This window comes from Agrobacterium burrii (assembly GCF_017313405.1).
Lineage (GTDB): Bacteria > Pseudomonadota > Alphaproteobacteria > Rhizobiales > Rhizobiaceae > Agrobacterium > Agrobacterium burrii.
This window is the reverse complement of sequence record NZ_JAFLNA010000016.1, coordinates 1-23284: the sequence shown is the minus strand read 5'-3', so window position 1 is coordinate 23284 and position 23284 is coordinate 1. Positions and strand designations below refer to the sequence as shown.

Sequence of the window (23284 nt, the reverse complement as noted above, 5' to 3'; positions counted from 1 at the left end):
TTGCCGCCTTCAAGGATACATACGAACCTTCGACCACGGCGCATCCGGCGTCTCGCGGCGGAATTCGACCCGGTCATGCAGGCGGAACTTGCGGTCGTGCCAGAATTCGATGCTGACCGGGCGAATGCGAAAACCGGACCAGTGGGCCGGGCGCGGAATATCGCCGATGGCATATTTGGCGGTATATTCAGCCACCGCCTTCTCCAGCGCGAAACGGCCTTCCAGCGGCCGCGACTGCTTGGACGCCCATGCGCCAATGCGGCTTCCACGCGGACGCGACGCGTAATAGGCGTCCGCCTCGGCATCGCTGACGATCTCCACCTCGCCGCGCAGACGCACCTGCCGGCGCAGGCTTTTCCAGTGGAAACACATGGCCGCTTTTTTCTGGCCCAAAATCTCGCGGCCCTTCTGGCTTTCGAAATTCGTATAAAAAACGAAGCCGCGATCATCGACGTCTTTCAACAGCACCATGCGCACATTCGGCAGGCCGTTTTCATCGACGGTTGCGAGCGCTACCGCGTTTGGATCGTTGATCTCGGAAGCCGTCGCATCCTTCAGCCACTCGGCAAAAAGCGCGAAAGGTTCATTTTCTTCCGTGAAGTCACTGGATGTTAACCCCGTTTCCGACATATTGACTAAAATGCTCCCGAGCTGATTTGGACCCCAGAGATGATTTCTGGCGAAAGATGGTGACCGTCATAGCAAAGTCGAACAGTCGAACAAAGGGCCTCCTTTCGTCGATCGCGGAAGTTTCCGCCGTCGTGTCAATGCTCGTGGTGCTGAGCGGCTGCGTCAGCCTCGATCTGTTCGGCGGCGACAAAGTCGACCGCACGCTTTCCACAGCCTCCGTTCGCAACCAGCCGAATAACGGCCAGCAGACGGATGATGCGACCATTCGCAATGCGGTAACATCCGCCGATCTTGCCAAACTGGCCGACCAGCCGTTGCCCTGGGCCAATGCCGCAACCGGCAGCGCGGGTGTCGTCACCGCCATTCATGAAGACAAATCCAGCGGTTTCGTCTGCCGCGATTTCAGGACGACACGCCACTCCTTCGAAGGCGTAGCCGCTTACTCCGGACAGGCCTGCCTTTCGGAAACCGGCGAATGGTTGATGACCCGCTTCGAGCAGAAATAATCTGTTTACCTTGGCGCATGGAATAAAGCCGGCCACCCCGCGCCGCGCTTCGCGCGTAAAGGAGTGATTAGCAACTTATTGCAACAGTCGACGTTGATTAAACCGAGGGCGTGACCGCGAATGATCGCGGGCATCCCTTTTCGGAGGGGTTAGTTTCAGGATTGCGCCATGATGGGCAGCAGGCGCCTGAGCCAACGTAACTGGTGTTTCGGATGCGCGATCCATATTCGATCCTCGGCGTTAAGCGTGATGCCCGCCACGAGGAAATCAAGACCGCCTGGCGCACGAAGGCGAAAACCGTGCATCCCGACGCCAATCGCGACGACCCCGACGCTTCGGCGCGATTCGCCGAGATCGGCCAGGCCTATGACCTTTTGAAAGACCCCAAAAAACGCGATCTTTACGATCAGGCCCGCAAGGCGGCCGAGAAGAAGCAGCGCGGCGAAACAATCATGCAGCAGCGGGCGTCGGCCCGCGAGGCAGAGGAACGCGCCAAGGCCGCTGAGAAGCTGATGGAGGAACTGGCCCGCGCCGATGCCCGAAACCGGGCGCAGACCGGCCAGAAAACCGACGGTAAGGCCGAAACGGCCGAGGATATCGTCGAGCGGATTTTCGGCGCCGATGCGCAGAACGATCCCAAGGTGCAACAGGCGGCCGAAGCGGCGAAGGCTGCGGCCAGCGGCGCGAGAGGCGATATGCCGGGCGCCGGCGAGACCACGCAGCCCGGCGCAGGCGACGATAAATCCGCGCCTGCCTCGCTTGCCGCCAATCTTTTCAGCGCTCTCGTGCGCCGGTTCCGCACACCGCAGCCGGTTCCGGAAAAAGCGCCCGACATTACGGCCGAAGCCACCGTCACGGTCACCGACCTTTTGGAGCGCAAATGGATCACCGTTGGGCTTGCCGAGGAGCGGGAAGCCCGCTTCCAGCTTGAGCCGGGCATGACTGACGGCCATGTGGTGAGGCTCAAAGGACAGGGGCTGAAACTTCCCGGCATGGCGCGCGGCGATCTTGCCGTGACGTTGCTTGCCGCACGCGACGACGCCTTTTCCGTTCGCGGCTTCGATATTCACACGACGTTGCCGATCTCGCTCGGGGATGCGGTTCTGGGCTGCGAAACGAAAGTCCGCACCCCGCTTGGCGAGGAAAATCTCAGCATTCCCGCCTGGTCGGGTTCCGATCGCGAGCTGCGGCTCGCCGGTAAGGGCCTTGCCGATGGCAAGGGTGGATATGGCGATCTCGTCATCGAATTGCGCATCGTCCTGCTCGAAAAGCCGGATGAAAAGGTGACCGACCTGATGCGCCACATGCGCGAAGGCCTTTATTTGTGAAAGTTTTGCGAATAGCCGGGACAACGCACCCTTTGTTACGCTCCCTAACAGTTGATGATCTTTGGTAATCTTGAACAGGATTGCAGCCTATGCCATAGGCAGGATCAATCGAAAGTATCAGGGAGCATAAAATGGCTCAGGCATCCGGCCTCATGGCTGGCAAACGCGGCCTTATCATGGGCGTCGCAAATAATCGTTCAATCGCTTGGGGCATTGCAAAGGCCTGCGCCGACGCAGGCGCGGAACTCGCACTCACCTGGCAGGGTGACGCGCTGAAGAAGCGTGTCGAGCCGCTGGCGCAGGAACTTGGCGCCTTCATGGCCGGCCATTGCGACGTGACGGACCTCGGGACGATCGACGCGGTTTTTGCCGCGCTGGAAAAGCACTGGGGCAAGATCGACTTCGTCGTGCACGCCATCGCCTTTTCCGACAAGGACGAGCTGACCGGCCGTTACCTCGATACCAGCCGTGACAATTTCAACCGCACCATGGACATTTCCGTCTTTTCGCTGGCCGCTGTCGCCAAGCGCGCAGAGCCGATCATGAATGATGGCGGCTCGATCGTCACGCTGACCTATTACGGCGCAGAGAAGGTCATGCCGAACTACAACGTCATGGGTGTGGCCAAGGCCGCACTTGAGGCCAGCGTGCGTTATCTCGCCGTCGACCTCGGCAATCGCGGCATCCGCGTCAACGCCGTTTCCGCCGGTCCGATCAAGACGCTTGCCGCCTCCGGCATCGGCGACTTCCGTTATATTCTGAAGTGGAATGAATATAATGCGCCGCTGAAGCGCACGGTGTCGATCGAGGAAGTCGGCAAGTCGGCGCTTTACCTGCTGTCCGACCTTTCGACCGCCGTGACCGGCGAAATCCACCATGTCGATTCCGGTTACCACACCATCGGCATGAAGGCGGTGGATGCGCCTGACATTTCGGTGGTCAAGGACTAACCATCAGGAATGCTTGAAACAGGGGTATCGCCTTGCTCGTCTATGTGATCCGGCACGGACAAACGGACTGGAATGCGATACGCCGGCTTCAGGGCCAGAAAGACATTCCGCTCAATGATTTCGGCCGCCAGCAGGCGGTCGGCAATGGCAGGCTGCTAGCCCATTTACTCGGCGAGCAGGCCACGGATTTTGACTATGTGGCAAGCCCGCTGGGGCGCACGCGCGAAACCATGGAACTGATGCGCGGCGCGATGGGTCTCGACCCCTTTGCCTACCGCACCGATGACCGCCTGATCGAAGTTTCCTTCGGCGACTGGGAAGGCCACACCCTGCCCGATCTGAAAAAGGAATTTCCTGACCGGGTGAAGGCGCGCAAGGCCAACAAGTGGGATTTCATTCCCCCCGGCCAGGATGCCGAAAGCTATGAAATCCTCTCCTGGCGCATCGGCGCATGGCTCTCCTCCGTCGAGGTGCCAACCGTCTGCGTCTGCCACGGCGGCGTCATCCGCTCGATCTTCCGGCTGGTCTCCGGCATGGACAAGGACGAGGCTTCACGAACGCAAATCCCGCAGGACCGGATTTTGAAGGTGGAGATGGACAGGAACAGTGCGGAGTGGGTGTCGTGAGGGATCACCGGGAATAGCCCTCGGCGGCGTCTTTGAGACGCTTGTATATTCGCAGGACGGTGCCGCATATTTCTTCTCCCCGCCGGGGAGAAGATGGCCCGAAGGGTCAGATGAGGGGGTGACGTTGCCGGATTTCGGAGAGCTTGCCCCCTCATCCCGCTGCCGCGGACTTCTCCCCGGCGGGGAGAAGAAACAAGGTGCAAACGCTCATTTCACAACGGCGGTTTTAGGATGATGATACGTAAACCCGAGCCGCCTTACTCAACGACCTGAAGATCGTCGACCACGCGTTTCCCATCCACTTCCGTATAGAAAACCACGACCTTCACGCCCGCCTTCAAACCTTCGAAGTTGAACTCTTCCGGCACACGATAGGTCTTGCCGTCGTTGAGCGTAATGCTCAGCCCGTTCGCATCGATCTTGCTGATCGTGCCTTCCACATCGACGCTCTGGGCGAAGCTGTTGATCGGCATCAGGAGGTTGGCGGTGGCCAGAAGGGCGGCAATCATCATACGCATCGATCTAGCTTTCGTGGATTTGCGTGAAAACCTTACATGCATGAAGAATTGCCTTTCGAATGTGGCGGAAATCGCCCGCAACCATGACATTTTCGGCCCAATTGATGAACGGATTTGGGATCGTGTTCAAGCCGTTAGTGATTTTTACACCGCATTTCGCGGCAATATTGGAAAACTCCGTATAAACGTGGAAAACGACGGCGCTTTTACATTTCCGTCATCTCGAAAAATCTCGTCGGCCGGCACGAATCGCCGCCCACTCTCATCCCGGCGCTTGCCTGCGGGATGGGGAAGACGCCTGTTGATGTCGTGTTCGGCACTTATCCCGCCGCAGCGAAAGAAAGGCTTTTGCCTTGTCCGGATTTACACTAAGACAAATCCGCTTGTTTTAAACGGCGCTACCCGCAGGCGCCCTGTTTTCCGGTTTTGAGAACTATGTCGCATAACAGCTTCGGTCATCTTTTTCGCGTTACCACCTGGGGAGAAAGCCATGGGCCGGCACTTGGCTGCGTGGTGGATGGCTGCCCGCCCGGCCTGCGTTTTACCCTTGCCGAAGTGCAGCACTGGATGGACAAGCGCAAACCCGGCCAGAGCCGTTTCGTCACCCAGCGTCGCGAAGACGATATCGTGAAAGTTCTCTCCGGCGTGATGCTGGACGAGGACGGTGAAACGATGATCACAACAGGCACGCCGATTTCCATGCTGATCGAAAATACCGACCAGCGTTCCAAGGATTATGGCGAGATCGCCAAACGTTTCCGCCCCGGCCATGCGGATTTTACCTATGACCTGAAATACGGCATTCGCGACTATCGCGGCGGCGGACGCTCCTCGGCGCGCGAAACCGCAGCGCGGGTAGCGGCGGGCGCGATTGCGCGCAAGGTGGTGCCTGATCTCAATGTGCGCGGCGCGCTGGTGCAGATCGGCAAACACAAGATCAACCGCGACAATTGGGATTGGGACCAGGTGGACCAGAACCCGTTCTTCTGCCCCGATGCGGCCATGGTGCCTGTCTGGGAAGAGTATCTGGACGGCATCCGCAAGGCGGGCTCTTCCATCGGTGCTGTCGTCGAAGTGGTGGCGGAAGGCGTTCCCGCCGGTATCGGCGCACCGATCTATGCCAAGCTCGATCAGGATATCACCTCCAGCCTGATGTCGATCAACGCCGTCAAGGGCGTGGAGATCGGCGAAGGTTTCGCCTCTGCCGAGCTTTCCGGCGAAGAGAATGCCGACCAGATGCGCATGGGCAATGACGGCAAGCCGATTTTCCTGTCCAACCATGCCGGCGGCATTCTTGGCGGCATCGCGACCGGCGAGCCCGTGATCGCCCGCTTCGCCATCAAGCCCACCTCCTCCATTCTGACGGAGCGTCTGTCCATCGATACCGACGGCAATAATGTGGATGTGCGCACCAAGGGTCGTCACGACCCCTGCGTCGGCATCCGCGCTGTGCCTATCGGCGAGGCGATGGTGGCCTGCACCGTTGCCGACCATTATCTGAGGGACCGCGGCCAGACCGGCCGGTTGAAGTGAGGGGATATCGCCATGGCCTATGATCAGAAACGTGTTGTCGATGCCATTCGCGCTTTCGAAGCCGGTGAAATCGTTGTCGTGACCGATGATGACGACCGCGAGAACGAAGGCGATCTGATCATTTCGGCGGTTCACTGCACGCCGGAAAAAATGGCGCTGATCGTGCGCCATACCTCCGGCATCGTCTGCGCCCCCATGCCGCGCGAGGAAGCCAAGCGGCTGAACCTCAACGCCATGGTGGCGGAAAACGACAGCGCGCATACGACGGCCTTCACCGTCAGCGTCGATTTCAAGCACGGCACCACGACGGGCATTTCCGCCGACGACCGCACTTTGACGGTGCGCAACCTTGCAAACCCCAATGTTGGCGCTTCCGATTTCACACGGCCGGGCCATATCTTCCCGCTGATTTCCCGCGAGGGCGGCGTCTTGATGCGCTCCGGCCATACCGAAGCGGCGGTCGATCTCTGCCGGCTCGCCGGCCTGCCGCCCATCGGCGTCATCAGCGAGCTGGTGAATGATGATGGCAGCGTAATGCGCGGCCCGCAGGTTCTGGATTTCGCCGACAGGCACGGCATGAAACATGTGTCGGTCGCCGATCTCATCGCCTATCGCCAGCGCAAGGAAACGCTGGTGGAGATGGAATCCTCCTTCACCATCGAAACACCCTTCGGGCCGGCCAAGGCGCAGACCTATTCCCTGCCCTGGGATCCGATGCAGCATATGGCGGTGATTTTCGGCGACATCAGGGACGGCGTCGACATTCCCGTCCGTCTTCACCCGGAAAACGTCGCAGACGACGTGTTCGGCGACCGCCAGCCAGTGCGGCATTATATGCAGAAGATCGCCGAGGAAGGCCGCGGCGTCATCGTCTATCTGCGCGAAGGCTCCGTCGGTGTCGGCCAGGTGGCCGGGCGGCGCAAGGCGCGTGACCCGGACGAAGCACATGCCCAGGCCCGGTCGCGCGAGAATGAATGGCTGGAAATTGGCCTCGGCGCGCAGATTCTGAAAGACCTCGGCATCAGCTCCATCAAGCTGCTGACCACCCGTGAACGCCATTATGTCGGGCTTGAAGGCTTCGGCATCCAGATTTCGGCGACGGATATCTGCTGATTTTTGGGGTTTGCCTTGGTTTTCCAGGGCAATTGTGACGCGAGTGGGTGCATCCTCGCCTTCTCCCCGCCGGGGAGAAGGTCGCGGCAGCGGGTTGAGGGGGCCACGTTGTCGATATACGGAGAGCTTGCCCCCTCATCCGACCCTTCGGGCCACCTTCTCCCCGGCGGCGAGAAGAAATAGGCGGCAACGCCGTGCTACCTCAGAGGCGAAAACGGCGTCGCGCGGGGATGTCAGCCTCACAGTGTCGCGAGCGAAAAACCTCAGTTTTCCTCCCGCCAGCCGTCCAGATAATTCACACTCTCGACCCCCGTAAACCGGGCAAGCCGCGCCAGTTCCGCGTCGAGCTTCTCCAGCCGACCGGCCGAGGCGCGCACGCGCGGTTCCAGCCAGAGACGACGAACATCCAGCGTACCACGCTTGCGATCCGCCTTCATGTCGATGCGACCGATCACGCGGTCGCCCTCCAGAAGCGGGAAGACATAATAGCCATATTGCCGCTTCGGCTCCGGCACGAAGACCTCGATGCGGTAATAGAAGCCGAACAGCCGCTCCGTGCGGTTGCGGTCACGCAACAGCGGATCGAAGGGGCTGAGGACGCGGACGCGGGATGAGGGTTCCGGCACGTCGGTCAGGTCGGCGGTGAAATCGGCAAAGGCGTAGGACGGGCGGGCAGTGTCGCCGCCGCTTGCAAGAAGCGAGACCTCGCAGAGTTCGTCGCGGTGGCTTTTGACCCAATCCCTCGCCTCCTGTGGGTTGACGAGATCAAAAAAAGCGGCGATTTCGCCGTGGGTGGCGAAACCCAGCCGCTTCAGCGCCTGCCGGCAGGCCCAGTCGACGAATTCCGCATGCTCCACTTCGCTTTCGTGATGCTCGCCGGGAATGACCCGTTCGGCCAGATCATAGACCTTCTGGAAATTCACGCGGCCGGCAATCGCGAGCTTGCCGGTGTGCCAGAGATATTCGAGCGCGGTCTTGGACGGATGCCAGTTCCACCAGCCCCCGGACTGGTGCCCCTCTTCCTTCAGCTCCCGCGCCAGAACCGGACCTGTCGCGGCAATGCGCTCCAGCGTTTCACCGAAAGCGGCATCGAAGCCCTCGCCATGCCATTTGCGCCAGCGCTCCTGAATGATCGGTTCACGACGGCGGAAGCGGTGCTTCCAATAGGGATAAAATTCCGTCGGCACGATGGAAGCGTCATGCGTCCAGTGCTCGAAAAGCGCGCGGTCCTTTTCCAGCAGCGTGGTCAGATGGTCGCGCCGGTAGGTCTGGTTGCGGGAGAAGATAATCTGGTGATGGGCGCGCTCTACCGTGCCGATGCTGTCCACCTGCACAAAACCGAGTTCGGTTATGAGTTGCAGCAGGTCGCTCTTGGAAAGCGCCTTGCCGGGCGGCGAGGAAAGCCCCTGCCGCGCCAGAAAAATTCGTCTTGCCGCTTCGTTTGAAACCTTGATCACCATGGCGCAGAAGGTATGACGGCTTTTTCAGGATTGCAATGTTCTTTTTTTGTTCCTTGTTTCACTTCTGTTGATGACAGGGTATAGAACCGGAAAACGAGCGCGAGGATGTAAGCTTGGAAATCCGTTTCGACGCCGCCGGGGTCGCTTTCGAGGGCCGGCAGGCTCTGCAGCCCCTGTCTCTGACATTGACGGAACGGCGCATCGGCGTGATCGGCCTCAACGGCTCGGGAAAGACCACCTTTGCGCGGCTGATCAACGGGCTGAACAAGCCGAGCGAGGGCAAGGTCAATGTCAACGGTCTCGACACCGTGACGGATGCCAAGGCGGTCTTGCAGACAGTTGGTTTCATCTTCCAGAATCCGCAGAACCAGATCATCCTGCCGATCGTGCGCGACGATGTCGCCTTCGGGCTGAAACGGCTCGGTCTCGGCAAGGCGGAAACCGACGCCAAGGTCAAAGCCATTCTTGCCCGGCTAGGCATTTCCCATCTTGAAGAGAGACGCGCGCATGAGCTTTCCGGCGGGGAGCTGCAGCTTGCGGCGCTGGCCGCGCTTCTGGTTACCGAACCGGACATCCTTATTCTCGACGAGCCGACCAACCAGCTTGATCTCAAAAACCGGGCTGTCGTGGAAAAGACCATGGCGACGCTGTCGCAGTCACTCATCGTCATCACCCATGATCTGCCGCTGCTTGAAGGCTTCGACCGTGTGCTGGTTTTCCACGGCGGCGCGCTGATTGCGGACGCAGCGCCAGAAGAGGCAGTGTCGCAATATCTCGCGGCGGTGGCGCGATGAAATCGCTGCACGTTGAAGGCACGGGCTGGCTCTACCGCGTCTCGCCGCGCCTCAAGCTCCTGACGCTCATGGTCTTCAGCATCGCGCTGTTCCTTACCCGCGATCTGTTGTTGCTGGGATGCGCCGTGACTTTGGCGGCCGTCATCTTGCGCGAGACGCGGTTGCCCTTGCGAGAGATCGGCCTGCGGCTGCGGCCGGTGATGCTGACCATTTTCCTCGTCGCAGCCTTCAGCTACCTGCTGCTTCCGGCCCATGATGCGAGTGTCAACCTTTTGCGGCTGACAGCGCTGGCGCTGCTCGCCACCGCCGTCACCATCACCGTCAGCATTTCGCAGTTCATGGACGAGATCACGCTTGCCGCCGCACCTCTGGAACGGCTCGGGCTGGTCAAGGCTGCCGATATCGGGCTTGCGGTCGGGCTCGTCGTGCGGTTCGTGCCTGAGATCGTCAACCGGTATCATGCGGTGCGCGATGCCCACCGCGCGCGCGGCCTGCCCGTGCGCATGGCCACCATCATCGTGCCACTCGTCATTATGACGTTGAAGGATGCCGACGCCATTGCCGACGCCATTGACGCGCGCGGTTTCAGAGGCCAAAGCTTGGCACCAGATAACCATCCGGAGTTTTGAGTGCCATGACGACCCGCGACCTTGTGCTGATTTCGCTGTTTTCCGCTATCATCATCGCACTCGGGCTTTTGCCGCCGATCACGCTCGGTTTCATCCCCGTGCCGATCACCGCGCAGTCGCTCGGCGTCATGCTGGCCGGCGTCGTGCTGGGTGCGAAGCGCGGCATGCTCGCGGTGCTGCTGACGATCCTGATTGCCGCCATCGGCCTGCCGGTCCTCTCGGGCGGACGCGGTGGTCTTTCGATTTTCACCACGCCGACGACGGGCTTCCTGATCGGCTGGATCGCAGCTGTCTTCGTCACCGGCACGCTCTCGGAAAAACTCGTCAATCGCAGCCAATCCGCTCTGGCGCAGGGCGTTGGTTTCTTCGTCGCCAGCCTCATCGGCGGCGTGGTCGTGCTTTATGCTTTCGGCATCACCTATCTGGCGCTGGTTGTCGGGCTCGGTTTCGAAAAGGCCTTTATGGGTTCGCTCGCCTTCATTCCCGGCGATGCGCTGAAGGCCGTGCTTGCCGCACTGGCCGGCCGTGCCGTGATGGCGGGTTATCCGCTTCTGCCGCAGCGCGCCTGAACAGACTTTCTTCAGGAGGAAAAGCATGGCGACGCGTTTATACGAACACCCGATCTTCCTCGAGCATATCACGCCCGAAGGTCACCCGGAGCGGCCGGACCGCCTGCGGTCGCTGAACATCGCGCTCGAACATCCGAATTTCGAGCGGCTGGAACGGAAAGAAGCGCCGCAGGCCAATGAGGATGCGGTGCTGCTGGCGCATCCGGAAGAGCATCTGCTTGCCGTCATGCGCCAGATCCCGCAAGAGGATGGCGAGATCAACCGTATCGAGGCCGACACTTACGTCTCGCCGAAAAGCCTGCAGGCGGCGCTGACCGGCATCGGTGCGGCAATGGCTGCGGTGGACGACGTGTTTACCGGTGCTGCCGATAATGTCTTCGTCGCTGCCCGCCCGCCGGGCCACCATGCGGAAACCGCCAAGGCCATGGGTTTCTGTCTTTTCAACAATGTGGCAATCGCCGCCCGCCATGCTCAGAGAAAACATGGAGCGGAGCGCATCGCCATCATCGACTGGGACGTGCATCACGGCAACGGCACGCAGGACATCTTCTGGAACGATACTTCCGTGCTGTTCTGTTCCACCCACCAGATGCCGCTTTACCCGTGGAGCGGCGACAAGAACGAAACCGGCGTCAAGAACAACGTCGTCAACGCCCCGCTTTCGCCCAATACCGGCAGCGACCATTTTCGTGAGGCCTTCAAATCCCGCGTGCTGCCGGCAATTGCCGATTTTTCGCCTGATCTCATCCTCATCTCCGCCGGGTTCGACGCGCATCACCGCGATCCGCTGGCACAGATCAATCTGGTCGGCGAAGATTTCGACTGGGCGACGGGCCGGCTTCTGGAAATGGCCGACAAATACGCATCGAACCGGGTCGTCAGCCTGCTTGAAGGTGGTTATGATCTGGAAGGGCTGGCGGAATCGGCAGCCATGCATATTTTGAGAATGATGAAGGGTTGAACATGACGGAAAATGCCAACACAGCCGATGTCAGCGGTTATTCCTTCGAAAAGGCCGTCGCCGAGCTGGAAAGCATTGTCGCACGCCTGGAACGCGGAGACGTTGCGCTGGACGAATCAATTGCCATCTATGAGCGCGGCGAAGCCCTGAAGAAGCACTGCGAGACGCTGTTGAACGCCGCCGAAAAGCGAATCGAAAAAATCCGTCTCGACCGGGCCGGAAAACCGCAGGGCGTGGAGCCGCTCGACGGGGAATGATTGCGTTTAGCGGGAGCGTTTGGACGTGATTCGATAGAGTAGTCACCTCCCGCTTCAAACACTCGACGTCATCCTCGGGCTTGTCCCGAGGATCCACAACGCATTGATTTTTCGAACGTGTTTAGATCCTCGGGACAAGCCCGAGGATGACGGAGGAGAGGTTTGAAACCCTCTGTCAGCAGTGACCGCATGGAGTTGGCCTTCTCACAATTCCGTGTTTCAACGGTTCGATAACACTGCGTTCGATATCGCCGTGCTCCCCCTCACCCTCGGTTATGCTAAACTCCACGCAGACGATACGAGGAGCTTGCAATGTCCTTCTTTCCCGGCAACGATCCCGATGCGGGTGATGCCTTTGCCTGCGACGCCATCGAAAACCTCATCATCCCGCGTACCAGCGACATCGGCGGTTTTGCCGTGCGGCGGGCGCTGCCGACGCGGCAGCGGCGGCTTGTGGGGCCGTTCATCTTTTTCGACCGTATGGGACCGGCGATCCTGAAGGCGGGTGAGGCGCTCGACGTCAAACCGCATCCGCATATCGGGCTTTCCACCGTTACCTATCTGTTCGACGGCGAAATCAAGCACCGAGACAGTCTCGGCACCGAACTCGTCATTCGCCCCGGCGATATCAACCTGATGACGGCCGGGCGTGGTATCGTGCATTCGGAACGCACGCCGGAAAATCTGCGTGGCCATCCGCTTTCCATGTCCGGCCTGCAGACCTGGCTGGCGCTGCCCGACAACATGGAAGAAATCGCCCCCGCCTTTGCCCACACGGCGAAAGAAGACATGCCGCTGATCGACCTCAAGGGCGCGACCGGCCGGGTGGTGATCGGCGAATTCGAAGGCCTCACCTCCCCCGTTTCGGCCTTTACCGATACGCTTTATGTCGATCTTTCGCTGGAGCCGGGGGTAAAATTCCCCTTCTCCGCTGATCATGAGGAGCGGGCGATCTATATTCTGTCCGGTTCGCTGGATGTGGCGGGCGATATCTTTGCCGCCGACCAGCTGCTCGTCTTCCGGCCCGGCGATGACATCACGCTGCAGGCCGGCAGCAATGGCTGTCACATCATGATCTTCGGCGGGGCGGCACTTAATCAACGCCGCTACATCTGGTGGAACTTCGTTTCGTCATCAAAAGAACGCATAGAACAGGCCAAACAGGAGTGGAGAACCGGACGCTTCGACATCGTTCCCGGCGACGAAGAAGAGTTTGTCCCTTTGCCGGAAGGTTGAAATTCTATAGAAGTGTACGACATGCATGGCTGCACCGTCGGCTTTCGACATGAAAGACGCTCTGGCACGCCCTGCTGACGACAAGAAAAGGCCGAACGATTGACCGGAATGCCACAGACACCATTGCTCGACCGGGTGAATTTTCCCTCCGATCTCAAGGAGATCGATGATCGCGACCTGCCGGAACTGGCACGGGAACTGCGCGACGAGATGATCGACGCGGTGTCGAAAACCGGTGGCCATCTGGGTGCCGGCCTCGGTGTGGTGGAACTGACGATTGCCATTCACAAGGTGTTCAACACGCCGGAAGACCGGCTGATCTTCGATGTCGGCCACCAATGTTATCCGCACAAGATCCTGACTGGTCGGCGCGACCGTATCCGCACGCTGCGCCAGGAAGACGGGCTTTCCGGCTTCACAAGACGGGCCGAAAGCGAATATGACGATTTTGGCGCCGGCCATTCCTCCACCTCCATTTCCGCCGGCCTCGGCATGGCGGTTGCGGCGGGTCTTGACGGCAGCGACCGCAAGGTCATTTCCGTCATCGGCGACGGTTCCATGTCGGCGGGTATGGCGTTTGAGGCGCTGAACAATGCCGGTGCGCTCGACGCGCGGCTGATCGTCATCCTCAACGACAACGACATGTCGATTGCGCCGCCGACGGGCGCTATGAGCGCCTATCTGGCACGGCTGGCCTCCGGCCGCACCTATATGGGCTTTCGCGATTTCGGCAAGAAACTCACGGCCTATCTCGGCAAGACCATCGACCGCGCCATTACCCGCGCAGTCACCCATGCGCGCGGCTATGTGACCGGCGGCACGCTGTTCGAGGAGCTTGGCTTCTACCACATCGGCCCGATCGACGGTCATTCCTTCGATCACCTTTTGCCGGTGCTGCGCAATGTGCGCGACAACCAGAAAGGCCCTGTTCTCATTCATGTGGTGACGCAGAAGGGCAAGGGTTATGCGCCGGCGGAGGCCGCTGCGGACAAATATCACGGCGTCAACAAGTTCGACGTCATCACCGGCGCGCAGGCGAAAGCCAAGCCGAATGCGCCGAGCTATACCAGCGTCTTCGCCGAAGCCCTGATCCAGGAAGCGACGCTCGACGACAAGATCATTGGCGTCACCGCCGCCATGCCGAACGGTACAGGCCTCGACAAGATGGCCGAGCTTTTCCCGTCCCGCACCTTCGATGTCGGCATTGCCGAGCAGCATGCCGTCACCTTTGCGGCGGGGCTTGCGGCTGACGGGTACAAGCCGTTCTGCGCGCTTTATTCCACCTTCCTGCAACGCGGTTACGACCAGCTGGTGCATGATGTGGCGATCCAGAGCCTGCCCGTGCGTTTCCCGATCGACCGCGCCGGTTTTGTCGGCGCGGACGGGCCGACCCATGCCGGCTCCTTCGACACCACCTTCCTTGCTACCCTGCCCGGCATGGTGGTGATGGCGGCAGCTGACGAGGCGGAGCTGAAACATATGGTGCGCACGGCGGCGGCCTATGATGAAGGCCCGATTTCCTTCCGCTACCCGCGCGGTGAAGGCGTGGGCGTCGAGATGCCCGCGCGTGGTGAGATTCTTGCAATCGGCAAAGGCCGCATCATCAAGGAAGGCACCAAAGTTGCGCTCCTCTCCTTCGGTACGCGTCTTGCGGAATGCCTGGCGGCGGCCGAAGACCTTGAAGCGGCCGGACTTTCCACCACGGTTGCCGACGCACGCTTCGCCAAGCCGCTCGATCTCGATCTCATCCGCCAGCTGGCCAGCCATCACGAGGTTCTGGTGACGATCGAGGAAGGCTCTGTTGGCGGTTTTGGCGCGCATGTGCTGCATTTCATGGCAAGCGCCGGCCTGCTCGACCATGGCCCGAAGGTCCGGACGCTGACGCTGCCCGACCAGTGGGTGGAGCAGGCCAAGCCCGAGACCATGTATGCCAATGCCGGCCTCGACCGTGCCGGCATCGTTTCCACCGTGTTCAATGCGCTCGGCCAGCGTCAGGCCGGCGTCGGTTTCGCCGGCTGACAAGATTGCCGGGACAGGAGGCGGGACTATCCCGCCTCTGTCTCAGGATGCAGCGCCATCGAGAAAACCGACGACATTGTCGATCCGCCCCTCGGCATCACGGCTGACGACGTCTGTGCCACCAGCGACATCGTCTCCGTCAGGTGAAATGAGACGCCATGAGAACCGGGTGAAGTTGCCGTGTCCGTCAGGGGTGCCGGCAAGAGCGAAGCGATATCCCGGAAATTTCTGCCGCGCCGCCTCGATCATCGCGGCAATCCCCTGCTGTCCTTCGCCTTGCATCAGCGGGTCGACGTAGCGTGTGTTTTCTGCCCACGCCTGACCGACGAGATGCCTGCGGCGTTCATTGTCTTCTTCGTTCCAGGCTGCGAGATAGGTCCGGGCGATTGCGAGATGTTGCGTCATGATTGCGCTCCTTCTGGTTGACGGCCCAAACATGCCGGGGGTCGATAGGCGAAACAATTACCTGCGAGGTAATCGCATTGCCGATATGTTCTGCTAGGCTGCGGGGCATGACACATCATCGAGAACACGTCGGCCAGGTGCTGAAGGAATGGCGTGCCCGCCGCAGGCTGAGCCAGCTCGATCTGGCGATGGAGGCGGAAATATCCGCACGCCATCTGAGCTTCGTTGAAAGCGGGCGATCATCCCCCAGCCGCGAGATGCTTGCGAAACTGGCGGAGCAGCTTTCCATGCCCGCCCGCGCCGCCAACCGGCTGATGCTGGCGGCGGGTTATGCGCCCGTCCATTCTGAACGCTCGCTGGATGCGCCCGACATGGCGGCGGCCCGACAGGCCGTCGAAACAGTGGTGCAGGGCCACATGCCCTTTCCCGCCCTTGCCGTCGACCGGCACTGGAACGTCGTTCTCGCCAATGAGGCGATCACATCGCTTCTGGTCGGTGTGTCCGGGGAACTGCTGCATGCGCCGCTCAATGCACTGCGGCTGAGCCTGCATCCTGATGGATTAAGCTCCCGCATCGCCAACCTCGCCGAATGGCGGCATCATCTGCTGGAGCGTCTGCGCCGTCAGGTCGAGGAAACGGGAGACGAGGTGCTTTGCCGGTTGCATGCGGAGCTTTCCGCCTATCCCGCGCCGAAGGCCTCGCCCCATGCTGCCGAGGCCGATCCGCTGGCCATACCATTGCAACTGCGCGATCCGGCATCGGGCGCCGTTCTGAGTTTCATTTCCACCACCACGGTTTTCGGAACCGCAACCGATGTCACGCTGTCCGAACTGGTGCTGGAATGTTTCTACCCCGCCGATGCGGCAACCCGCGCCGCCCTGATGACAGGCACAAAGGAGTAAGCCCCGTGCACACCACCTATCTCATCGGCTTCCAGGTCCGTGACGGCCAGCGCGAGCGCTTTTTGGAATTGCTGAATGCACTTCTCGACGCCATGCGGCATGAAAGGACGTTCGTGAACGCCACCCTGCATCGGGACGGTGAAAACGACAACCGCTTCCTGCTGCACGAGACCTGGAGCGACCATCAGGACGTGCTCGATGTCCAGATACGTCGCCCGTATCGTCAGGCATGGCACGATGCCCTGCCCGACCTTCTGGAGGCCCCACGGGATATCTCCGTCTGGCACCCCATGCGGGCGGATCACGCCACATAGGCGGGACAGCGGAAAATATAGCAGCATTGGATCAAAGCCGAATGGCCGTTTCCTCTTTTGCCGTCTTGATGACGACCATCGTGAAGAAGCGCGCGACATTGTGCTGGTCATCGAACAACCTGTCGCAGAGGGCGTCGAATTCCTCCATGTCACGCAGGCGCAGCATCAGCACGACATCGCTTGCGCCTGTCACGGCATAGGCATGTGACACGGCCTCTTCGGCACTGGCAATATCCAGAAAGCGGCGCATATGCTGCTCGCCATGCAGTTTCAGCTCCACCGTCACCAAAGCCTTGATCACGCGCCCGGCCTTTGCGGGATTGAGGATCGCGACGATACGGTCGATCACCCCCGATTTGCGCAGCCGCTGCAGGCGGCGCAGGCAGCTGGAAGGGGATAGCCCCACCTCGTCGGCCATATCCACATTGGTGCGCGACGCATCGCCCTGCAAAAGGTTCAGAAGTTTCCGGTCGATCCGATCCATGCTGGAAGCATATCTCTCGCGGATAAATTTGCAATAAAATTGCACAAACATGCAACCTTTGACCGCAAATGCGAACGGGTTCGGCCTAGTGGAGGAGGACAACCTTCGAGGAGCCTCACATGCCCATTTTCGTCACCATCTGGCAGAAAACCCGGGAAACGCTTGATATCTACTGGGTGCTGGTGCGGATCACCGTTCCGATCGCCATCCTGACCGAGCTATTGTCGAGGATGGGTGCGATCGAGGCGGTGGCGCCGGCCTTTGCGCCGGTGATGAACCTCGTCGGGCTGCCGCCGGAACTCGGTCTGGCATGGCTGACGGCAATGCTGGTCGGCATATGGGGTGCGGTGCCGCTTATCTTCACGCTTGTTCCCGCGTCTTCGCTTGATGTCGCCGATATCACGGTCTTTTCGGCGCTCATCCTCTTCGCGCATGGCCTGCCAATCGAGCAGAAAATCATCGAAAAGGCAGGACCGGGCATGCTCGTCACCACGGCGCTGCGCATCGGCGGTGGATTGCTCTATGCCTTTCTCCTGCACCAGCTTCTGGACGTGACCGGGTGGCTATCGACCCCGGTGAATCCCGCCTGGATTGCCATGGGCGCCACGCCTGAATGGGGAGACTATTTTCTGGGCCTCGGTGAAACCATGATCTGGATGCTTGTCATCCTCCTCGTGCTGTCCCTCGGACTGGAAATTCTCAGACTGACTGGCCTTCTGGCACTGATGATGAAAGCGCTGTCACCCCTGCTGCGGCTTGCCGGCATTCGCGGCGAGGCCGAACATCTCACCGCCATCGGATTATTCCTCGGTATTTCTTATGGCGCGGGTTTTCTCATCCGCGAAGCGCAATCAGGGGCAATCTCGCCGCGTCAGGTCTTCCTGTCCTGCGTGTTCATGGGTTTTGCCCATAGCGTGATCGAAGACACCCTTGTGGTGATGGCGCTGGGGGCCGATATTTACGGCGTCCTGGTCGGACGGCTGGTTTTTGCCATCGCGGCAACCGCAGCTATTGCCGCCTTGCTGCACCGCCTGTCCGATGAGGTGTTTTTCCAGCGGATATTCAGGCCACAGAGTACGTAGGCGGATCGGCGCACGCCGTCGATCTCATCTGAAAAGCTGATGCAAAAAGGGGCCTCACGGCCCCTTCCTTGGGTTCAATCCAAAAGAACCGACTCAGAATTCCGTCCAGTCCTGATCCTTCGCGGCCGGGGCTTCCGCAGCGCCGCCAAAGGCGCGGGCGAGGCTCTGGCCGAGGGCGCGTGCCGGTGATTTGACTGGCCGTGCGGTGGCGGACGCCGATTTCACGGGCGCTGCTCTTTTCATCGCTGCCTGCGGTGCAGGCTGGAAAGCGGGCCTGGAGGAAGACTGGCGCGGGGCGGCATAACCGCCGGCGCTGGCGACCGCACCGTGAGCGCCGCCTACCCGGAACTGCCCAAGCAGGCTGTTCAAGGCTTCCGCTTCACGGGCGAGCGAATGGCTGGCGGCGGTCTGCTGCTCCACCATGGCGGCATTCTGCTGCGTGCCCTGATCCATGGTGTTTACGGCCGTGTTGATTTCCTGAAGGCCGGTCGCCTGTTCGCGTGACGCGACGACGATGGCGCTGACATGGGCGTTGATCTCTTCGACTTCCGAAACGATGAGTTCCAGCGCCTTGCCCGTCTCATCAACGAGATTGACACCGTTCTCCACCTGACGGCTGGAAGCGCTGATCAGCGTCTTGATTTCCTTGGCGGCATTGGCGGAACGCTGGGCGAGTTCGCGGACTTCCTGCGCGACGACCGCAAAACCCTTGCCGGCATCACCGGCGCGGGCAGCTTCCACGCCGGCATTCAGCGCCAGCAGGTTGGTCTGGAAGGCAATATCGTCGATGACGCCGATAATGTTGCCGATTTCGCCCGAGGACTTCTCGATTTCGCGCATGGCGGAAACCGCATTGCGCACGACAACACCTGATTTTTCCGCACCGGCGCGGGCGCGCTGAACCAGATTGCCGGCATCTTCCGCACCGCGCGCACTGTCACGCACGGTGGTGGTGACTTCTTCCAATGCTGCGGCGGTTTCTTCGATGGAGGCAGCCTGCTGTTCGGTGCGGCGCGACAGATCGTCGGCGGCCGACAGCATTTCCGAAGCGCCTGCATTGATCGCGGCGGCGTTCTCACCAACGGTGCGCAGGGCCTGCTGCAGCTTTTCAACTGCGCTGTTGAAATCGATACGGATGGGATCGATGTAGGAAGCGAAAGGTGTTTCGATGCGGTAGGCGAGATCGCCTTCGGCCAGAGCCGCAAGACCCTTGCCCAGCTCGTCGCGCGCAAGCGTGTTGGCGGCTTCGTCCTGCGCCTTCTCTTCTTCGTTCCGGCGGCGCTCGGTCTCGGTTGCGGAGCGCATGCGCTCGGTTTCACCGGCAAGGCGGGACTTTTCCAGTCCGGCCTGCTTGAAGACGAGAACGGCCTTCGCCATCTTGCCGACTTCGTCACCGCGATCAACGGCTGGAACTTCGGTAGTCATGTCACCATCTGCAAGCCTGCTCATTGCCGCCGTCATGCCGACGATCGGCGTGACGATCGAGCGCGACAGCGCCCAGATGAGGGCAACGGCCAGAAGACCGGCGACGGCACCGCCACCCAGAAGCGCATATTTGAGGTTCAGCGCTGCCGCCTGCTGTTCAGCCGCATAGGCGGTCGACAGGCCGTTCAGCTGTTCCTTGATCTTGGCGGCGGCGGCGCGGAAACCGTCGAGCTGGCCCTTGGCCTGATTGCGGCCAATCTCGATGATGTCGGAAATCGGCGCTTCCGTGGTCTTGCGGGCAGCGATCTGCGGTTCCGCCAGTTCCTTGAAGAACACGGTGGCGGATTTCTGCATGTCATCGATGGATTGCAGGATATCCGGCTGGCCGGCGGCGAGCGCGCGGGCTTCGTCAAGCTTCTTCAACATGATGTCGCGCTGGGCGAAAACATCGTTGTATGTGCTGTCGCTGCGAAACAACAGGAAGCCGCGCTGGTTAACGGCCTGTTCCAGCATGGCGGCCGTCGCACCATCCACTGCCTGGATGATGTCCTTGGTCCGGTTGTTTTCGATCGTGACACGCTCGCTCCCCAGCGTCTGCCAGAATACGACCGCAGAGGCGAGCAGGCACACGCTCATCAAGGCACAGAAGGTGACAATGAGCTTTATGTTAATGGGGAGATTTTTCAGCGACATCGCAAACTCTCTCGGCGACCCGATGCCTCGGAGCAAGCGTCTGCGCTGCAACGGTCGCAATTCTGTGAATGGGAGGAGATGCCGTCATGGCAGGTTCCGGTGGCCGCACGGGCCTTGGGCACAAAGTGCAATACAAGCCTTTATATTGGATTAATCGAACATTCTGACTTTGCGGTGCAACACAACCTTGACCGACGACAGCGGCATTCCGGGCCATTTCAGCGATAAATCGCTTGCATCGGCGGGGTTTGGCGGTCATTGAACGGAACCATGTCCAAAACACCTGAAAATGAACGGCTTGACCAGCTTCTCGTGTCGCTCGGCCACTTCGCCAGCCGCTCGCGTGCGCGCGACGCGGTTTCGCGCGGCACCGTGAGCGTGAACGGCAAAATCGTCACCAAACCGAGCCAGACCGTCGCTGCAAACGTCAAGATCGCTATTACCGATCCGGCGCAGGCTTACGTCTCTCGCGCCGCCCTCAAACTCACGGCCGCGCTCGATCATTTCAATCTCGATCCCAAGGGCCTTGAGTGTCTCGATGTCGGCGCATCCACCGGCGGTTTCACCGAGGTGCTGCTGCACCGTGGCGCGAAACATGTCGTCGCCATCGATGTCGGCCACGGGCAGATCCATCCAAGGATCGAGAACGATCCGCGCGTCACCAGTCTCGAAGGGCTGAATGCGCGGTTCCTCACCACTGAAGATATCGATGACCGGGCAATCGGCTTCATCGTTTCCGACGTGTCGTTCATTTCCATCAAGCTGGCGCTTGCCCCGGCACTTGAGCTTGCGGAACCGGGTGCTCTGGCGATCCTGCTGGTGAAGCCGCAATTCGAAGCGGGCCGCGATGCGATCAGCAAGGCCGGGCTGTTGAAGGAGCCGGAAACGGCGCCTGCGGTTGCCGCCGAACTGGAACGCTGGCTCGTCGAAGACATGGGCTGGAAGAGCCTCGGGCTCATTCCCTCGCCGATTGCCGGCGGCGATGGCAATGTTGAATTTCTTCTCGGAGGCGAAAAGCCATGAGCACCCAGACCGTCAGCATCAAGAGCCTCGGTGCGCAGGGCGATGGCATCGCGCACTGTCCCGACGGCCCGGTCTATGTGCCCTTCGCCCTGCCCGGCGAGACGGTGGCCATCGCCAAAGTGAAGGACCACGGCACGGTCATGTCGATTGCGGAAGCCTCTGCGGACCGCCGCGAACCCGTCTGCCGGCACTTCGGCCTTGAAGGCGTCAACGGCACCTGCGGTGGCTGTTCGCTCCAGCATCTGGCCGACCAGCCCTACCATGTTTTCAAGCGGGAACTGGTGGTTTCAGCGCTGAAATCCAAGGGTCTGACACCGCCCGTGGATGATCTCGTCATCTGTCGCCCCGGCGAGCGCCGCCGCGCGGTGTTTGCCGCCCGCAGGACGGAAAAGGGCCTGCTGCTGGGCTTCAGCCAGGCGAGCAGCCATCACATCGTCGCCATCGAGGAATGTCCCGTCACATCGCCGGGCATCGTCTCGCGCCTCGATGCCATCCGCGCCATCGGGCTTTCGATGGCGGCGAATGCCGAGCCGTTCCGCATGACCGTTCTCGAAACGCTCTCGGGTCTCGATATTTCCGTCGAGGGCATCAAGTCGGTCAACGACAAGCAGCGGCGGACGCTGACGGAAACGGTGCTGGCCATGCGCGGCATCGCCCGCGTCTCGCTGTCGGGTGAAATCCTGATCGAGCCGCAAAAACCGATCATCGAATTCGGCGGCGTTCCGGTCTCACCGCCCGCCGGCGGTTTCACGCAGGCGACGAAACAGGCCGAAGACGCCATGGCGGAACTGGTGCTTGCCCATATCGGCAAATCCAAACGCATTGCCGATCTCTTCTGCGGTTCCGGTACATTTGCGCTGAGACTCGCCCGCATCGGCAAGGTGCATGCGGTGGAAGCCGAAGACAAGGCACTGAAGGCATTGGATTTTGCTGCCCGCAATACGCAGGGCCTGAAACCGGTCAGCGTCGAAAAACGCGATCTATTCCGCCGGCCGTTGATGACCAGCGAATTGAAGAATTACGACGCTGTCGTGTTCGATCCGCCGCGTGCCGGGGCGGAAGTCCAGTGCAAGGAGCTGGCGCGCAGCACGGTAAAGAAAATCGTCGCTGTCAGCTGCAATCCGCTGACGCTGGCCCGCGATCTCGCGCTTCTGGTTGAGGGCGGCTATCGCGTCACCCGCGTCACACCGGTCGACCAGTTCCTGTGGTCGCCGCATGTGGAAGCGGTGGCGGTGCTGGAGAAATAATCACCAGGCGGTATCAACCGTACCGTTGCCGACCACGCCGGAGCAACGGCAGGAACCGCCGACGCGGCCCTGCTCGATCGGGCAGATATAAGGGCGGCGGCGATTGGCGCTTTCCGGCGGGGTGATGACGCAGACGAAACGCGCGCGGCGCTGGTGACTGCGGCTGTTGCCGGAATTGAAGTTCGGGCTATCGTCGTCGTTGGACTGCGCCAGAATGATGTTGCTGCTCGAAACCGGCAATGGCGTGATCGCTGCTGCCTCTGCAATAGTTGCGGCGGAGAGAAAGACGGACAGGGCGAAAACGAGGTGACGCATGCGGGTGCCTTCGGATGGAGAGTTTGCGCGATCCGTTTTTGCCGGACCGGTTTGATGGACGATATATAATCCGTATTCAAAAGCACAGAGGCTTCCAAACTCCACGATGCCGCTCGTTTCTTCTCCCCGCCGGGGAGAAGGTGGCCCGAAGGGTCGGATGAGGGGGTGACGTTGCCGGATTTCGGAGAGCTTGCCCCCTTGTAACTTGCCTTCGCCGCGCTGTGCTATTGTTCCAGCTGCGGTGGCGGATGGAAGACCGGGACCC

At 60.7% G+C, this 23284-nt stretch carries 25 protein-coding genes; 18 read left to right on the top strand and 7 right to left on the bottom strand.

Features of this window, described 5'->3' with window-relative positions:
- Positions 1-9: 9 nt before the first annotated feature.
- The gene (gene pdxH / locus JZX89_RS23910) at positions 10-630 is read right to left on the bottom strand and encodes a pyridoxamine 5'-phosphate oxidase (protein ID WP_174372981.1); all 621 of its coding nucleotides are present in this window, start codon (positions 628-630) and stop codon (positions 10-12) included.
- A gap of 56 nt (positions 631-686) precedes the next feature.
- Between pdxH and JZX89_RS23905 the strand changes: the two genes are divergently transcribed.
- The 4 genes from JZX89_RS23905 (at position 687) to JZX89_RS23890 (ending at position 4040) form a co-directional block, all read left to right on the top strand.
- Positions 687-1136 (top strand): RT0821/Lpp0805 family surface protein, encoded by a 450-nt coding sequence (locus tag JZX89_RS23905; RefSeq protein ID WP_246746791.1) that lies wholly within the window; start codon positions 687-689, stop codon positions 1134-1136.
- A gap of 212 nt (positions 1137-1348) precedes the next feature.
- Complete coding sequence (locus JZX89_RS23900; protein WP_207135541.1) at positions 1349-2464, top strand: DnaJ C-terminal domain-containing protein; 1116 nt, start codon at positions 1349-1351, stop codon at positions 2462-2464.
- A 131-nt stretch (positions 2465-2595) separates the two neighbouring features.
- Complete coding sequence (gene fabI / locus JZX89_RS23895; protein ID WP_207135540.1) at positions 2596-3414, top strand: enoyl-ACP reductase FabI; 819 nt, start codon at positions 2596-2598, stop codon at positions 3412-3414.
- A 32-nt stretch (positions 3415-3446) separates the two neighbouring features.
- Positions 3447-4040, top strand: coding sequence for a histidine phosphatase family protein (locus tag JZX89_RS23890; RefSeq protein ID WP_207135539.1), 594 nt, complete (start codon positions 3447-3449; stop codon positions 4038-4040).
- A gap of 257 nt (positions 4041-4297) precedes the next feature.
- Here JZX89_RS23890 and JZX89_RS23885 read toward each other — a convergent pair whose 3' ends face one another.
- Entirely contained in the window at positions 4298-4558 is a 261-nt protein-coding gene (locus tag JZX89_RS23885) for a DUF1344 domain-containing protein (RefSeq protein ID WP_006309807.1), read from the bottom strand.
- 435 nt (positions 4559-4993) lie between these two features.
- On the opposite strand from JZX89_RS23885, the gene aroC reads away from it, so the two are divergent.
- Together aroC and ribB are read left to right on the top strand one after the other, a co-directional pair.
- Positions 4994-6091 (top strand): chorismate synthase, encoded by a 1098-nt coding sequence (gene aroC, locus JZX89_RS23880; RefSeq protein ID WP_207135538.1) that lies wholly within the window; start codon positions 4994-4996, stop codon positions 6089-6091.
- A gap of 12 nt (positions 6092-6103) precedes the next feature.
- Positions 6104-7204, top strand: a complete 1101-nt coding sequence (ribB, locus tag JZX89_RS23875; RefSeq protein ID WP_149898718.1) for a 3,4-dihydroxy-2-butanone-4-phosphate synthase — start codon at positions 6104-6106, stop codon at positions 7202-7204.
- A 263-nt stretch (positions 7205-7467) separates the two neighbouring features.
- Here the strand turns inward: ribB and JZX89_RS23870 are convergent, their stop codons facing one another.
- Positions 7468-8664: a winged helix-turn-helix domain-containing protein gene (locus JZX89_RS23870; RefSeq protein ID WP_207135537.1), complete on the bottom strand. Its 1197-nt coding sequence runs from the start codon at positions 8662-8664 to the stop codon at positions 7468-7470.
- A 113-nt stretch (positions 8665-8777) separates the two neighbouring features.
- On the opposite strand from JZX89_RS23870, the gene JZX89_RS23865 reads away from it, so the two are divergent.
- The 7 genes from JZX89_RS23865 to dxs all read left to right on the top strand — a co-directional run bounded on the left by JZX89_RS23865 (position 8778) and on the right by dxs (position 15129).
- On the top strand, positions 8778-9458 hold the full coding sequence (locus JZX89_RS23865) for an energy-coupling factor ABC transporter ATP-binding protein (protein WP_207135536.1): 681 nt from the start codon (positions 8778-8780) through the stop codon (positions 9456-9458).
- Positions 9455-10087 (top strand): CbiQ family ECF transporter T component, encoded by a 633-nt coding sequence (locus JZX89_RS23860; protein ID WP_207135535.1) that lies wholly within the window; start codon positions 9455-9457, stop codon positions 10085-10087. The genes JZX89_RS23865 and JZX89_RS23860 overlap by 4 nt, the downstream gene beginning before the upstream one ends.
- A 5-nt stretch (positions 10088-10092) precedes the next feature.
- Positions 10093-10656, top strand: coding sequence for a biotin transporter BioY (locus JZX89_RS23855; protein ID WP_207135534.1), 564 nt, complete (start codon positions 10093-10095; stop codon positions 10654-10656).
- A gap of 25 nt (positions 10657-10681) precedes the next feature.
- Positions 10682-11617 carry a histone deacetylase family protein gene (locus JZX89_RS23850; RefSeq protein WP_207135533.1) on the top strand — a complete coding sequence of 312 codons (936 nt, stop codon included), beginning with the start codon at positions 10682-10684 and terminating at the stop codon, positions 11615-11617.
- A 2-nt stretch (positions 11618-11619) separates the two neighbouring features.
- Entirely contained in the window at positions 11620-11874 is a 255-nt protein-coding gene (locus JZX89_RS23845; RefSeq protein ID WP_003503059.1) for an exodeoxyribonuclease VII small subunit, read from the top strand.
- A 312-nt stretch (positions 11875-12186) separates the two neighbouring features.
- Complete coding sequence (locus JZX89_RS23840) at positions 12187-13110, top strand: pirin family protein (RefSeq protein ID WP_207135532.1); 924 nt, start codon at positions 12187-12189, stop codon at positions 13108-13110.
- A 99-nt stretch (positions 13111-13209) separates the two neighbouring features.
- Positions 13210-15129 carry a 1-deoxy-D-xylulose-5-phosphate synthase gene (dxs, locus tag JZX89_RS23835; RefSeq protein ID WP_207135531.1) on the top strand — a complete coding sequence of 640 codons (1920 nt, stop codon included), beginning with the start codon at positions 13210-13212 and terminating at the stop codon, positions 15127-15129.
- A 42-nt stretch (positions 15130-15171) separates the two neighbouring features.
- On the opposite strand, the gene JZX89_RS23830 is transcribed toward dxs, so the two are convergent.
- Positions 15172-15534: a nuclear transport factor 2 family protein gene (locus JZX89_RS23830; RefSeq protein WP_207135530.1), complete on the bottom strand. Its 363-nt coding sequence runs from the start codon at positions 15532-15534 to the stop codon at positions 15172-15174.
- A gap of 107 nt (positions 15535-15641) precedes the next feature.
- Between JZX89_RS23830 and JZX89_RS23825 the strand changes: the two genes are divergently transcribed.
- Positions 15642-16436: a helix-turn-helix domain-containing protein gene (locus JZX89_RS23825; RefSeq protein WP_207135529.1), complete on the top strand. Its 795-nt coding sequence runs from the start codon at positions 15642-15644 to the stop codon at positions 16434-16436.
- 5 nt (positions 16437-16441) lie between these two features.
- Positions 16442-16750 (top strand): putative quinol monooxygenase, encoded by a 309-nt coding sequence (locus JZX89_RS23820; RefSeq protein ID WP_149898708.1) that lies wholly within the window; start codon positions 16442-16444, stop codon positions 16748-16750.
- A 31-nt stretch (positions 16751-16781) separates the two neighbouring features.
- Here the strand turns inward: JZX89_RS23820 and JZX89_RS23815 are convergent, their stop codons facing one another.
- Positions 16782-17234, bottom strand: coding sequence for an Lrp/AsnC family transcriptional regulator (locus JZX89_RS23815; RefSeq protein ID WP_149898707.1), 453 nt, complete (start codon positions 17232-17234; stop codon positions 16782-16784).
- A gap of 119 nt (positions 17235-17353) precedes the next feature.
- Here JZX89_RS23815 and JZX89_RS23810 point away from each other — a divergent pair, with 119 nt between their 5' ends.
- On the top strand, positions 17354-18316 hold the full coding sequence (locus tag JZX89_RS23810) for a nucleoside recognition domain-containing protein (RefSeq protein ID WP_153513280.1): 963 nt from the start codon (positions 17354-17356) through the stop codon (positions 18314-18316).
- 93 nt (positions 18317-18409) lie between these two features.
- Here JZX89_RS23810 and JZX89_RS23805 read toward each other — a convergent pair whose 3' ends face one another.
- Positions 18410-20434: a methyl-accepting chemotaxis protein gene (locus tag JZX89_RS23805; RefSeq protein ID WP_153513279.1), complete on the bottom strand. Its 2025-nt coding sequence runs from the start codon at positions 20432-20434 to the stop codon at positions 18410-18412.
- A gap of 270 nt (positions 20435-20704) precedes the next feature.
- Between JZX89_RS23805 and JZX89_RS23800 the strand changes: the two genes are divergently transcribed.
- Both JZX89_RS23800 and JZX89_RS23795 read left to right on the top strand, forming a co-directional pair.
- Complete coding sequence (locus JZX89_RS23800; RefSeq protein WP_149898704.1) at positions 20705-21457, top strand: TlyA family RNA methyltransferase; 753 nt, start codon at positions 20705-20707, stop codon at positions 21455-21457.
- Positions 21454-22704, top strand: a complete 1251-nt coding sequence (locus tag JZX89_RS23795; protein ID WP_207135528.1) for a class I SAM-dependent RNA methyltransferase — start codon at positions 21454-21456, stop codon at positions 22702-22704. Before JZX89_RS23800 ends, JZX89_RS23795 begins: the two co-directional genes overlap by 4 nt.
- On the opposite strand, the gene JZX89_RS23790 is transcribed toward JZX89_RS23795, so the two are convergent.
- Positions 22705-23019, bottom strand: coding sequence for a hypothetical protein (locus tag JZX89_RS23790; protein ID WP_207135527.1), 315 nt, complete (start codon positions 23017-23019; stop codon positions 22705-22707).
- Positions 23020-23284: the final 265 nt, after the last annotated feature.